This is a genomic window from Bartonella sp. CL70QHWL (assembly GCF_042194855.1).
In the GTDB taxonomy this organism is placed as follows: domain Bacteria; phylum Pseudomonadota; class Alphaproteobacteria; order Rhizobiales; family Rhizobiaceae; genus Bartonella.
In genome coordinates, this window is sequence record NZ_JBHINJ010000009.1 from 38,560 (window position 1) to 51,157 (window position 12,598).

13 protein-coding genes are annotated in these 12,598 nt (G+C 37.2%); 3 read left to right on the forward strand and 10 right to left on the reverse strand.

Annotated elements, in window-relative coordinates; genetic code table 11:
• Positions 1–4 precede the first annotated feature (4 nt).
• From grxD to rpe, 9 genes are all read right to left on the reverse strand, one after another.
• Positions 5–337 carry a Grx4 family monothiol glutaredoxin gene (gene grxD, locus ACFIJZ_RS05505; protein WP_375606638.1) on the reverse strand — a complete coding sequence of 111 codons (333 nt, stop codon included), beginning with the start codon at positions 335–337 and terminating at the stop codon, positions 5–7.
• A gap of 98 nt (positions 338–435) precedes the next feature.
• Positions 436–669, reverse strand: a complete 234-nt coding sequence (locus ACFIJZ_RS05510; protein WP_273791183.1) for a BolA family transcriptional regulator — start codon at positions 667–669, stop codon at positions 436–438.
• 59 nt (positions 670–728) lie between these two features.
• A complete protein-coding gene (gene purL / locus ACFIJZ_RS05515; RefSeq protein WP_273791182.1) occupies positions 729–2,939 on the reverse strand; it encodes a phosphoribosylformylglycinamidine synthase subunit PurL in 2,211 nt (736 codons plus the stop codon).
• Positions 2,940–3,231: 292 nt separating this feature from the next.
• Positions 3,232–3,903 carry a phosphoribosylformylglycinamidine synthase subunit PurQ gene (gene purQ, locus ACFIJZ_RS05520; protein ID WP_375613086.1) on the reverse strand — a complete coding sequence of 224 codons (672 nt, stop codon included), beginning with the start codon at positions 3,901–3,903 and terminating at the stop codon, positions 3,232–3,234.
• Between the two features lie 11 nt (positions 3,904–3,914).
• A complete protein-coding gene (gene purS / locus ACFIJZ_RS05525; RefSeq protein WP_273791180.1) occupies positions 3,915–4,154 on the reverse strand; it encodes a phosphoribosylformylglycinamidine synthase subunit PurS in 240 nt (79 codons plus the stop codon).
• A gap of 78 nt (positions 4,155–4,232) precedes the next feature.
• A complete protein-coding gene (gene purC / locus ACFIJZ_RS05530; RefSeq protein WP_273791179.1) occupies positions 4,233–4,997 on the reverse strand; it encodes a phosphoribosylaminoimidazolesuccinocarboxamide synthase in 765 nt (254 codons plus the stop codon).
• 173 nt (positions 4,998–5,170) lie between these two features.
• Complete coding sequence (locus ACFIJZ_RS05535; RefSeq protein WP_375631257.1) at positions 5,171–5,719, reverse strand: RBBP9/YdeN family alpha/beta hydrolase; 549 nt, start codon at positions 5,717–5,719, stop codon at positions 5,171–5,173.
• 68 nt (positions 5,720–5,787) lie between these two features.
• On the reverse strand, positions 5,788–7,095 hold the full coding sequence (gene purB, locus ACFIJZ_RS05540) for an adenylosuccinate lyase (protein WP_375631281.1): 1,308 nt from the start codon (positions 7,093–7,095) through the stop codon (positions 5,788–5,790).
• Positions 7,095–7,781 (reverse strand): ribulose-phosphate 3-epimerase, encoded by a 687-nt coding sequence (gene rpe, locus ACFIJZ_RS05545; RefSeq protein ID WP_273791176.1) that lies wholly within the window; start codon positions 7,779–7,781, stop codon positions 7,095–7,097. The genes purB and rpe overlap by 1 nt, the downstream gene beginning before the upstream one ends.
• Positions 7,782–7,926: 145 nt before the next feature.
• On the opposite strand from rpe, the gene ACFIJZ_RS05550 reads away from it, so the two are divergent.
• Both ACFIJZ_RS05550 and dksA read left to right on the forward strand, forming a co-directional pair.
• Positions 7,927–8,466, forward strand: a complete 540-nt coding sequence (locus ACFIJZ_RS05550; protein WP_273791175.1) for a flavin reductase — start codon at positions 7,927–7,929, stop codon at positions 8,464–8,466.
• Positions 8,467–8,783: 317 nt separating this feature from the next.
• Complete coding sequence (dksA, locus tag ACFIJZ_RS05555; protein ID WP_015856486.1) at positions 8,784–9,200, forward strand: RNA polymerase-binding protein DksA; 417 nt, start codon at positions 8,784–8,786, stop codon at positions 9,198–9,200.
• Between the two features lie 51 nt (positions 9,201–9,251).
• On the opposite strand, the gene ACFIJZ_RS05560 is transcribed toward dksA, so the two are convergent.
• The gene (locus ACFIJZ_RS05560; protein ID WP_273791174.1) at positions 9,252–9,728 is read right to left on the reverse strand and encodes a flagellar biosynthetic protein FliO; all 477 of its coding nucleotides are present in this window, start codon (positions 9,726–9,728) and stop codon (positions 9,252–9,254) included.
• 212 nt (positions 9,729–9,940) lie between these two features.
• On the opposite strand from ACFIJZ_RS05560, the gene ACFIJZ_RS05565 reads away from it, so the two are divergent.
• Complete coding sequence (locus ACFIJZ_RS05565) at positions 9,941–12,475, forward strand: response regulator (RefSeq protein WP_375631258.1); 2,535 nt, start codon at positions 9,941–9,943, stop codon at positions 12,473–12,475.
• Positions 12,476–12,598: the final 123 nt, after the last annotated feature.

Below are 12,598 nucleotides of genomic sequence, written 5' to 3' on the forward strand. Positions count from 1 at the left end.
ATACCTATGATTGATTACAGGGAATATTTTTTTCTTTCAAAAGTTCCTGTAACTCATTGTTTTGAAACATTTCTTTAACAATATCACAGCCTCCGATAAATTCACCTTTGATATAAAGCTGTGGAATTGTTGGCCAATTTGAGTAATCTTTAATCCCTTGACGCAATTCGTTAGAAGTTAAGATATTAATCCCTTTATAATTCAATCCTAAATAATCAAGGATTTGAACCACTTGTCCTGAAAACCCGCATTGCGGAGCGTCAGGTGTTCCTTTCATGAATAAAATGACATCGTTTGTTTTAATTTCGTTGTCAATAAAATCATGAACAGTGGTCATTTTTATCCCTCGATATTTCAGATTTTTATCAGTGTGTAATTTATATCCATACTGCTTTTAATCGTATTAAATGTGTGAATGCAAGAAAAAATTTTAGATTATTTGGGGACATTTGTTTGCAACATTAAGGCGTGAAGGTCATTTCCCATATTGCCTTTAAGGGCATCATAGACCATTTTATGTTGTTGAACACGGGTTTTACCACGAAAACTTTCAGAAATAACTTCTGCAGCATAATGTTCCCCATCTCCAGCAAGATCACGAATTGTTACAGTAGCATCAGGAATGCCTTCACGAATAAGCGTTTCAATTGCATGGGCACTCATTGCCATCATTATTCTCCTATGTTGTTCATTTTTTTATAAAGGCTGTTTAAGAGAAAAAACAATTTTTATTCTTCACCCATAAATTGTGGAAACCAGTTTTCATAGGCTTTTGTGAGTTTGTCTACTGAAAGTGTTAATATCCCATCTATATTAAGAGAAGTACCCTCGACTTGACCTAGCTCTGTTAAAGAAACTGTATTGATTTGTGCACGCTCTTTAAGACTATTAAGAGAGTGAGGTTTGACGGCTAAAAGATAACGTCCTTGGTCTTCTCCAAAAAGTTCTGCATGATGGGGTGATTTATTGCTTAATTTTACTTTGATTCCTTTACCTGCTTTAATCACCATTTCAGCAAGTGCTATCGCTAATCCTCCGTCAGAAAGGTCATGGGCGGCGTGAATAAAACCACGATGTATGACATCTCGAACAAATTGACCATGCTTTTTTTCAAGTTGTAAATCTACAGGGGGGGGGGCGCCTGCATCAATATTTAAAATGTTACGTGCATAGATTGATTGTCCTAAATGGGAGCCGCAATTTCCTACTAAAACAAGAATATCTCCATTTTGCATACCACTTATTGTTACCATTTTAGACCAATCATTAAGAAGGCCTACACCAGCAATTGTGGGGGTTGGAAGAATGGCTTCCCCATTTGTTTCATTGTAAAGAGAAACATTGCCTGAAACGATAGGAAAATCGAGGATTCTACAAGCTTCTCCTATACCTTTAATAGCAAAAACCAGCTGTCCCATAATTTCAGGTTTTTCAGGGTTACCAAAATTGAGATTATCTGTAGCAGCCAGTGGTGTTGCACCTGTCGTACTAATGTTTCGCCAGCATTCTGCGACAGCTTGTTTCCCCCCTTCATAAGGGTCTGCTTCACAATAGCGAGGTGTTACATCAGAAGAAAAAGCAAGAGCACGTTTGCTGTTGTTTCCTACACGGATAACGCCTGCATCACCTCCTGGACAAACAAGGCTATTTCCTTGGATAAGGGTATCATATTGTTCATAAACCCATCGCCGTGAACTTTGATTAGCAGAATTCAATAAGGTCAGAAGCGCATCACCAAGATTTTCAACTTTTTTGACGTCTTCTGCTTTCAAGGGTGTTTTTTTTGCCGGCTCACTCCAAGGACGATCATAAACAGGCGCTTCATCACCAAGCTCTTTGATGGGAAGATTGACAACTTCTTCCCCTTGATGAAATACACGAAAACGTAAATCATCGGTTGTTTTCCCAATGATAGAAAAATGTAGCCCCCACTTATGAAAAATTGCTTCTGCTTGCTTTTCTAGTTCTGGTTTAAGGACCATGAGCATACGCTCTTGACTTTCAGAAAGCATCATTTCATAGGCTGTCATGTTTTCTTCTCGAACAGGAACTGTATCGAGATTAAGCTGTATCCCTAAATTTCCTTTTGCCCCCATTTCAACGGCAGAAGAGGTGAGTCCTGCGGCTCCCATATCTTGAATAGCAACCACGGCTCTAAGTTCCATGAGCTCTAAACATGCTTCAAGGAGACATTTTTCTGTAAAAGGATCACCTACTTGAACAGTTGGGCGTTTTTCACTGATTGAATCATCAAATTCAGCAGAGGCCATTGTTGCTCCACCGACACCATCACGTCCTGTTTTTGCACCAAGGTAAACAACAGGGAGTCCAATACCTTGCGCTTTAGAATAAAAAAGGGCGTTTGTCTTTGCAATACCGGCGACAAAAGCGTTAACAAGGATATTGCCATTATAACGCTCATCAAAATTTACTTCTCCACCAACCGTTGGAACGCCAAAAGAATTGCTGTAACCACCTATTCCAGAAACAACACCAGAAACAAGATGGCGTGTTCGTGGGTGATCAGGAGCACCAAATCGCAATGCATTCATAGCAGCAACAGGACGGGCTCCCATTGTAAAGACATCACGTAAAATACCACCAACACCTGTCGCTGCACCTTGATAAGGTTCAATATAAGAAGGGTGGTTATGGCTTTCCATTTTGAAAACAACACATTGTCCTTCGCCAATATCGACAACACCAGCATTTTCACCAGGTCCTTGGATGACACATTTTCCTTCTGTCGGAAGAGTTTTTAGCCATTTTTTAGATGATTTATAGGAACAATGTTCGTTCCACATTGCAGAAAAAATTCCTAGTTCAGTAAATGTTGGTTCTCTACCGATTAACGTCAGGATACGTTGATATTCATCTTCTTTTAGCCCGTGTTGTGCAATGAGTTCTGGTGTAATAGTGATGTTATTGCAAGGCTTCATGAGTATTTATCCGTCAAATTAATCGAAATTTAGCATTTTTATTTTTTTAACCTAGCAGCTTATATTATAAACAATAATGTTGTTTAATAATAAAAATATTTATAGACAGTAAGCTGAAGATTTTGTCCGTTTGTTTGGTGGGATTTAAGACTAAAAATGGTCTTAAATAATTATGTGTTTAGAAAATAATATCCATTGTTGTTTGTGAAGAGCTTTGTTTATAGATTTACGATGCGAGAAATGGTATAAATCCTTGTTTTTTAAATTATGGAGCGCGAGTATTTTTGCAGCATTATCCATTTACTAACTCTAAAGCACTTTGAAAAAGTAAACGACCGTCAGTACCTCCATGGGCGGGTTCAATAAAGTTTTCAGGATGGGGCATCATACCAAGAATATTACCAGCTTTATTAACAATACCAGCAATATCTTTCATTGAGCCGTTCGGGTTTGTATTTTCTGCATAGCGAAAAACAATTTGTTCATTGTCTTCCATTTGTTTCAATGTTTCACTATCAACAAAATAATTTCCGTCATGATGGGCAACAGGACAACGAATAATTTGTCCTTTAGAATAATATCGAGAAAATTTTGTCTTGGCGTTGACGACTTCAAGTTTGATTTCACGACAAACAAACTTTAAAGAAGCGTTACGCATTAAAGTACCGGGTAATAATCCTGCTTCCAACAAAATTTGAAATCCATTACAGATACCTATAATTGTCGTACCTTCTTGTGCTTTTTCACGAATGGCTTTTAAGACGGGAGTTCGCGCTCCAATCGCACCACATCTTAAGTAGTCGCCATAGGAAAAACCACCAGGAATAATAATAACATCTACATCTGGAATTGTTGTTTCTGTTTGCCAAATTTTTAGTGGCTCAACTCCCGTTATATGATGTAATGCTGCAACCATATCTCGATCACGATTTAATCCAGGAAGTTGAATGATGGCAGTTTTCATGAGCGTTTCACTTAAAAAAGTTCGATTGTATAATTTTCAATGACAGTATTTGCGAGTAACTCTTCACACATTTGTTCAAGTTTTTTCTTTGCGGTTTCAGAAGGTAGTTCATCAAGAACAATATCAAAAACCTTTCCTTGACGAATGGATTGAATGCCTTCGAAAGCTAAACTTTTTAAAGCACCGACAATTGCTTCTCCTTGTGGATCAAGAACGCTTTCTCTTAAAGTAACTGTAATGCGTGCTTTCATTTTTTGCTTCCTGTTTTTAAAAGAACCTCTCCTTTGAAGAGGGGTATTTATATAAGGTAATGTTTTTTTACCTTGTTTTTACTTTACGAGAACGGGACCACTTGGTCGTGTTGGTTCATTTTCATTCATAATACCAAGACGTTTGGCAACTTCTTGATAGGCATTAATAAGCCCACCCATATCACGACGAAAACGGTCTTTATCCATTTTTTCTTGTGTGTGCATATCCCATAGTCGTGCAGAATCAGGAGAGATTTCATCAGCAAGAACAATGCGCATCGTTTCATCTTCCCACAGGCGACCAAATTCCATTTTAAAATCAATTAATTGGATGTTAACACCGGCAAAAAGCCCAGAAAGAAAATCATTAATACGAATTGAAAGTTGCATGATATCTTCTATCTCTTGTGGGACAGCCCACCCAAAAGCTGTGATATGTTCTTCCGTTACCATAGGATCATCGAGAGAATCATTTTTATAGTAGAATTCAATGATGGATTGCGGAAGCGGGGTTCCTTCTTCCAGTCCTAAACGCTTAGCAAGAGAGCCAGCAGCAACATTGCGAACAACAACTTCCAACGGAATGATTTCCACCGCTTTAATAAGCTGTTCGCGCATGTTTATACGTTTGATAAAATGTGTTGGGATGCCCAAACGTCCAAGATGGCTAAAAATATGTTCCGAAATTCGGTTGTTTAAAACCCCCTTTCCGTCGATAATTTCATGTTTTTTTGCATTAAAGGCAGTTGCATCATCTTTAAAAAATTGAATATAAGTCCCTGGTTCAGGTCCTTCATATAAAATTTTAGCCTTGCCTTCATAAATACGGTGGCGACGATTCATCATGATTCTCTATTTATCTTGAGAGGTTTTTAATAACATTGATAAATGATACTATCCTAATTGATAGAATTTCTCAATGATATTGCTATGATACTTTTATAATTTTTATCATTACACGTTTACCCAAAGGTGAAGATACATAAGCGATGAGAAAGAAGATCACCTCTTTTGGATCAAATTTTTGCAAGAAAGTGAGAGAGGACCATAAGCCCTTCAGGCCAAGGTCCGTGTCCGGATTCTGCGTTAATATGGCCAGAATACCCAGCATCAACAAAGAGTGATCCCCAATCATTGGCAATTTTTTCTGCTACTGAAAATTGACAAAACTCATCGTTGCGACTGGCTATGACAATAGAAGGAAAAGGAAGCTTTTGGCGATGATAGGGGCCAAATGTCATTAAATGTTTGGGACGTATTTTTTCATTGGCGACATCTGGAGGTGCAACAAAGAATGCGCCACAAATTTTTTCTGTATTTTGTACAGTTGCATGAATAACACTGGGAACTCCTAATGAATGAGCAATAAGCATAACAGGCCTTTGAGCTTTTGCGATGGCGGTTTTAACTTTGTTAACCCACTCTTCACAAACAGGCTTTGACCAATGGAGTTGTTCAATGCGGCGGGCTGTCGACAATTTTTTTTCCCAGCGTGTTTGCCAATGATCTGGACCAGATCCTTTGTAGCCAGGAACAATAAGAATATCGAGTTGATTTGCTCTCATGAATTGTTTTCTTTGTTACAACAGATTTTTGATCATAGGTGGAATGGATTTTGGTTTTCTATGTCGCTTTATTGTTCTTCAAAAACACGTTTAAAAATCGTATTGATATGTTTGGTGTGGTAAGAAAGATCAAATTTTTCGCGAAGTTCTTCTTCACTTAAAGCTTTGGTAACATCTTTGTCATTGAGGAGTTCTTCTAAAAAATCTTTTCCTTGTTCCCAAACTTTCATCGCATTTCGTTGTACAATTCGATAAGAATCTTCACGACTAATCCCTGCTTGTGTGAGGGCTAAAAGAACCCGTTGTGAGTGAACAAGACCGCGGAATTTATTGAGATTTTTTTGCATATTTTCTGGATAGACAATAAGATTTTCAATGACAGATGTGAGGCGAGAAAGAGCAAAATCAAGTGTAATAGTCGCATCTGGAGCAATATAACGCTCAACAGATGAATGGGAAATATCACGTTCATGCCAAAGAGCTACATTTTCCATGGCTGGGAGTGCAAATGCACGTACCATACGGGCTAATCCAGTTAAATTTTCTGTTAAAACTGGATTACGTTTATGAGGCATTGCCGATGAACCTTTTTGCCCAGGTGAGAAATGTTCCTCTGCTTCAAGAACTTCTGTTCGTTGTAAATGGCGTATTTCTATCGCTAGCCTTTCAATAGAGGAAGCAATAACACCAAGTGTTGCAAAAAACATAGCATGACGATCTCTTGGTATTACTTGGGTGGAAACTGGTTCAGCACGCATCCTCAAGGCTTTTGCTACATGTTCTTCAACGCGTGGATCGATATTTGCAAAAGTTCCTACGGCTCCTGAAATCGCGCAAGTAGAAATTTCTTCTCGTGCTGCAAGAAGACGTTTGCGACAACGGGAAAATTCAGCGTATGCAAGAGCAAACTTGATTCCAAATGTTGTCGGTTCAGCATGAATGCCATGACTCCGCCCAATAGTGATTGTCTCTTTATGCTCAAAAGCACGTCTTTTTAATGCTTCAAGAAGTTGATCTATATCCTTTAGCAAAATATCACTCGCACGCATCAATTGAATGTTCAGCGTTGTATCGAGAACATCAGATGATGTCATGCCTTGGTGGATAAAACGTGCCTCTGGTCCAATGAATTCAGCTAGGTGGGTTAGAAATGCGATAACATCATGTTTGGTAATTGCTTCAATTTCATCAATGCGATTGACATCAAATTTAGCTGCTGCCCCTTTTTCCCAAATGACTTTGGCGGCTTCTTTCGGAATAATCCCTAAGTGAGCAAGGGCATCACAGGCATGGGCTTCAATTTCAAACCAAATACGATATTTTGTTTCGGGAGACCAAATTGTTACCATTGCAGGGCGGGAATAACGTGCGATCATCATTTTTTTCCTTGTTGTGAGAGGATTGCGGCTTGGCGCAATGCATTAATACGTGTTCTGTAAAGCTCTTTATTTCCATCTTTATAAATTGCAGAGCCTGCGACAAATACATTTGCACCAGCTTTTGCTGCTATCCCAATTGTATCAACGGTGATACCACCATCAACTTCAAGATCAATAGGGCGGTTTGCAATCATGCTTTTAACGCGCTTAATTTTATCTTTTATTTCTGGAATAAAACTTTGTCCACCAAAACCGGGATTGACTGTCATGATGAGAATGAGATCTAATTGATCAAGCAAATATTCAAGTACATGTTCAGGGGTGCTTGGATTGAGTGCGATTCCTGCTTTTTTTCCCATTTTTTTGATTGTTTGTAATGAACGATGAAGATGTGGACTTGCTTCAGCATGAATGGTTATAATATCTGAACCCGCTTTTGCAAAAGCTTCCAAATAAGGGTCTACTGGTGCGATCATCAGGTGGACATCAAATATTGCTTTTGTTAATGGGCGTAGAGCCTTGACTATTTCAGGACCAAAGGTGATGTTAGGAACAAAGTGCCCATCCATAATATCAAGATGAAGCCAATCTGCACCAGCATCAACAACATCTAACATTTCTTGTCCAAGTTTAGAAAAATCAGAAGCCAAGAGAGAAGGCGAAATGAGATGAGAATGGGGCATTAAAATCTCCTTGATTGGCAGTTTTTATCATATCGCTGTGTATACACAAATATCTTTTGTGTTATGACGGAAAAGAAAAAATATGTATTATAGATCTTTTTATGGAAAGATCGCTTGAAATTTTAAAGCTTTATAAGTGAAAGATATGTCGAATCATAAAACATATTTGATGCCTGAACTTCAACATAAACATACTATCGCGGTTTCTTCCCAAGAATATCGAGATGCCATGAGTCTTTTTGCAGGAGCTGTGCATATTGTGACAACAAATGGTATTAAGGGAAGACGCGGGGTGACTGTTTCGGCGTGTTGTTCTTTATCTGATGATCCTCCAACCCTTCTTGTTTGTCTCATGCGCCATAATTTAAAGAATCAGGTGTTTATGGAGAATGGAAATTTTTGTGTTAATAGCTTGGCAGGAAAGCATCGTTCATTAGCGGATGTTTTTTCGAGGCGTTGCAATTCTACACAAAATGAGCGTTTTGATGTTGCTCAATGGGGAGCTTTGCAAACGGGGGCGCCTAGTCTTTCAGACGCTCTAGCATCGTTTGATTGTCGTTTGATTTGTTGGCATGAGCACGCAACCCATTGTGTTTTGATTGGTGAGGTTGTTGCAATTAACTGTAATCAAGAAAAAGATGCTTTGATGTATTTGAAACGTGAATATCACACTTTGCCTTTATAAAGATTTTATTTTTTTGCATTGATGAAATGATTTATTGTTGCTTCATTTAGACTTTAAACAATGAATGAGAGAGTAGGGGAGGGATGGCTCTGATATCTGATATTAGATTTCCTTCTTTTTAAAGTTTTTCAATAAGCGAGAAAAATGATTCTGGATGAGATTTGATCAAGAATCCAATCTACATAAAAAGCGATTAAACCTAAACAGTGCATTTAGACATATTCGTCAATTGTTATGAAAAGACATTTTACTCTTGTGTTGATGGGTATTGCACAATATATAGACCGCACATAGCATATGTGGAGGTTTTTTATTGCATGAGCGAAGAGATTGATGGTCAATATCGCCCTAGTGAAGATGAGCCTTTTATGAATGAGCGGCAAAAGGCGTATTTTCGTGCTAAACTGGTTTCTTGGAAGAATGATATATTAAAAGAAGCTCGTGAGACTTTGGAAAATTTGCAGGAAGAGAATGTTGGTCAACCCGATTTGACTGATCGGGCTTCTTGTGAAACTGATCGTACAATCGAATTACGTGCTCGTGATCGTCAGAGGAAACTTATTTCAAAAATAGATGCTGCTTTAGAGCGCATTGATAATGGGACATACGGTTTTTGTGAAGAAACCGGCGAGCCCATTAGTATAAAGCGTCTTGAGGCTCGGCCGATAGCCGTTTTGTCATTGGAAGCGCAAGAACGTCACGAACGACGTGAAAGAGTTTATCGCGATGATTAAAGTCATTGAAATGATAAAAAACGAAATTCGTGGTGATAAAATTGTGTATTTTTATTTTTGAGGAGTAGGAATGAATAAAGATGGTTCTTGCCGCCCCTCAATTTCGGCGGTGATTGCTGAATCTTTTACCGCTTGATTCGTAAAAGGAGAGGGATTTTTATCCGATATGTTGTTTCTTTCTGTAGGGGCGGAATTTAGATGTGTGTGTGTTTCTCTCTTTTGTATTTTAGATGTACCTGTAATATCGGATTCTACAACCACATCTGTTAATCCGCCAATAAGGAGCAAATGTTCTTTATTATCGCAACGGACTAAAACAAGGCGGCGTGCTCGATCTATAGAAATTACTTCACATAATGCTAATCGTGATAGACTTTTTTTTCTATTAATGCTGAATCTTCTCGTACTTAAACGACGTAAAAACAAGATAATTATGGTAATAGCTGTGATTGTTATTATAAAAAACAAAGAGCTTATCGTTATTTTCGCAGCAGATACACCTATTTGCTCTGATAACCAGATATACATAGATTTTCTCCCATTTTTGTGTGAAAATATCGTTTTTTATCGAGATAAATTTATAAATACACCCTTAAAAGGCTCACTTAAATACAAGAAATAAAATTTTTAACATTAAGTGAGCTTTCTTAGAAAGATAATATCATAGTATATACTTTATAACAATGAATATAAAGGAAGTTTTGTGATATAAGAAACAGCTAAATCTAAGGCAATGAGAGATGGATAAAGGTTTTGATAATAATAAAAGATCAGTGTCTTCTGTTCATCGAAGAGTTGTGATTTTTGGTGTTGTTTTTATATTAGTTTTTCTTTTCATTGTGGGTATTTTAGGTTTTTTTTATCCACAAAGCTATTTGCAAAAGGCGATATCAATATCTTTTTTGATTCTAGCAATTATCGGTGTTGCAACACTCGTTTTGTGTGGAATGGGCATTTTAAGATATCATGTGTGGTCGCATGAAGATTTTGATTTTAGCATCTTTAATAGGAGCGATGATGCAATTGTAATCTCTGATCTTTCTGGTTTTGTTTATTATTCTAATCAAAACTATCAAAAAATTCTGACCTATAAGCCTGAAGTGTCTTGTTATATGGTTATTGCTGATCTTCCAGGAGCAGGTGCACTCTCGTATCGCTTAAAGGTTGCTGCCTGTAATAATCTTGCAGCGCAAGAGGAATTGAGAGTAGAACAACCAATTTTTACCGATTCTACACCAAAAAAATCTGTTTGGTATAATATTTCCGTGCAGCCTATCACAAAACAGAAAAAAAAGCTTTTATTTTGGCGTATTACTGATATTTCGCATTTACAACAAACGCGAGAAGTTTTTTTCTCGAACCTTCAAGAGGCTATCAATCACTTGGATCAAGCCCCTATTGGTTTTGTATCCGTTAATAGACATGGAACTATTCTTTATGCCAATGCGATTTTTGCCGAATGGTTTTCAATTGATTTAGCGAATTTCTCAATTGGTCAATATAATTTTGATTCGTTATTTGATAGCGTTGGCGCTAAGAGCTCATGGAGTGATATCTGTTTGCAAACCAACAGATATCAAAGTTCAGGTTACTCTTTACCTTATAGGTTTTCGTTATGTTTAAATTCACACACGACTTGTGAGAAAATATTCCATTGTCTTATATCTGTTTCTTCTCTCTTAGAAGAGGAGGCCATTTATCGTATTGTGATCATTCCACAACAAATACAAAAAGAAGAGGACGATCAATTAAAATTACCCAGTATATTAGGAGAATATTTTGATGCGAGTCCTTTTGCAATAGCCGTGGTGGATCATGCAGGGCAATTGATTCATATGAATAAAGCTTTTTCATCACTCACGGGATGTATGGACAAAGCTGTCAATTTTTATGATGTTATTTCTCGTCGTGATTGTGTGCAGTTAGAGCGTTCTTTTCAGAGAATTGCGACAAATAAAAATTATTTTGTTTCTCTAGAAACTGTTTTAGAAAAAAATGAAGAATGCCATTTACGACTCCATATTATGTCTGTACCGCCTTATCATGGTGATGCATTGCAAGATTTGCTTATTATCTCTGTCATTGAAACAACCGAACAAAAAACACTTGAAGACAAAATGATGCAAAGTCAGAAGATGCAAGCTGTAGGACAATTGGCTGGCGGCATTGCTCATGATTTTAATAATGTTTTAACAGCAATTTTAATGTCGTGTGATCTTCTTTTAAATACGCATCGTAGTTCTGATCCTGCTCATGCTGATCTGATCAATATTAAAAATAATGCTAATCGAGCAGCTGCTCTTGTACAGCAATTATTAGCTTTTTCTAGAAAGCAAACACTTCGACCTGAAGAAGTTGATTTTACTGAATTTTTATCAGATATCCGCAATCTTATTTTACCACTTTTGGGGAATAATATTCAGTTAAAAATTATCCATGGAAGAGATTTGTGGAGCGTTGAAGTTGATCAAGCATCTTTTCAGCGTGTTATTATGAATTTGGTTATTAATGCGCGTGATGCCATGTTAGATGGAGGTATTGTTACGATTGCGACAAACAATATTACAAAGCAACAAAGTGCTGAATTTAATCATCTTGGTTTAGCAATTGGCGAGTATGTGCAATTGACTATTTCAGATACAGGGGCTGGTATATCTGCTGCTATACAAGAAAAAATGTTTGAGCCATTTTTTACAACAAAAGAAGTTGGAAAAGGAACAGGACTTGGTTTATCAATGGTTTATGGAATTATCAAGCAGAGCGGTGGGTACATTTATTGTGAAAGTAAAGAAGGTGAAGGAGCAACATTTCATATTTTTCTTCCCCGTTATATCCCCAATATAAAAGGAGAAATTTCTCAAAAGATTGAAAAAGATGAAGAGAAAGATAAAAATATAGACTTAACAGGATCTGCGACTGTTTTATTGGTTGAAGATGAAGATGCGGTCAGAATGGGGGGGGTAAGAGCTCTTCAAATGAGAGGATATACGGTTTTAGAGGCAGCAAGTGGGGTGGAAGCACTCTCTATTCTTGAGGAACAAAAAGGAGAAGTTGATATTATTGTTTCCGATGTGGTGATGCCAGAAATGGATGGGCCCACTTTATTGAAGGAAGTCCGTAAAAACTATCCTGATATCAAATTTCTTTTCGTTTCTGGATATGCAAAAGATGCCTTTGCTAAAAATCTTCCACAAGATGCTGTTTTTGGTTTTTTATCTAAGCCTTTTACACTCAAACAGTTAGCTGTAACAGTTAAAGAAACACTTTCGTCATAAACAAAAATTTATGCAATAGAAAATTGCGTATTTTAAGATTTTTTAGGCGAAATACGAGAGTATTTTGATAAATAGAGCTTATGATAATGTCATAGAATTGAATAAAGAAGAAAAATTTTAAAA

Bases quoted from the DNA above. Each gene is read 5' to 3' on its own strand.
- grxD (WP_375606638.1), bottom strand. From the start codon at position 337: ATGACCACTGTTCATGATTTTATTGACAACGAAATTAAAACAAACGAT.
- ACFIJZ_RS05510 (WP_273791183.1), bottom strand. From the start codon at position 669: ATGGCAATGAGTGCCCATGCAATTGAAACGCTTATTCGTGAAGGCATT.
- purL (WP_273791182.1), bottom strand. From the start codon at position 2,939: ATGAAGCCTTGCAATAACATCACTATTACACCAGAACTCATTGCACAA.
- purQ (WP_375613086.1), bottom strand. From the start codon at position 3,903: ATGAAAACTGCCATCATTCAACTTCCTGGATTAAATCGTGATCGAGAT.
- purS (WP_273791180.1), bottom strand. From the start codon at position 4,154: ATGAAAGCACGCATTACAGTTACTTTAAGAGAAAGCGTTCTTGATCCA.
- purC (WP_273791179.1), bottom strand. From the start codon at position 4,997: ATGAATCGTCGCCACCGTATTTATGAAGGCAAGGCTAAAATTTTATAT.
- ACFIJZ_RS05535 (WP_375631257.1), bottom strand. From the start codon at position 5,719: ATGAGAGCAAATCAACTCGATATTCTTATTGTTCCTGGCTACAAAGGA.
- purB (WP_375631281.1), bottom strand. From the start codon at position 7,095: ATGATCGCACGTTATTCCCGCCCTGCAATGGTAACAATTTGGTCTCCC.
- rpe (WP_273791176.1), bottom strand. From the start codon at position 7,781: ATGCCCCATTCTCATCTCATTTCGCCTTCTCTCTTGGCTTCTGATTTT.
- ACFIJZ_RS05550 (WP_273791175.1), top strand. From the start codon at position 7,927: ATGTCGAATCATAAAACATATTTGATGCCTGAACTTCAACATAAACAT.
- dksA (WP_015856486.1), top strand. From the start codon at position 8,784: ATGAGCGAAGAGATTGATGGTCAATATCGCCCTAGTGAAGATGAGCCT.
- ACFIJZ_RS05560 (WP_273791174.1), bottom strand. From the start codon at position 9,728: ATGTATATCTGGTTATCAGAGCAAATAGGTGTATCTGCTGCGAAAATA.
- ACFIJZ_RS05565 (WP_375631258.1), top strand. From the start codon at position 9,941: ATGGATAAAGGTTTTGATAATAATAAAAGATCAGTGTCTTCTGTTCAT.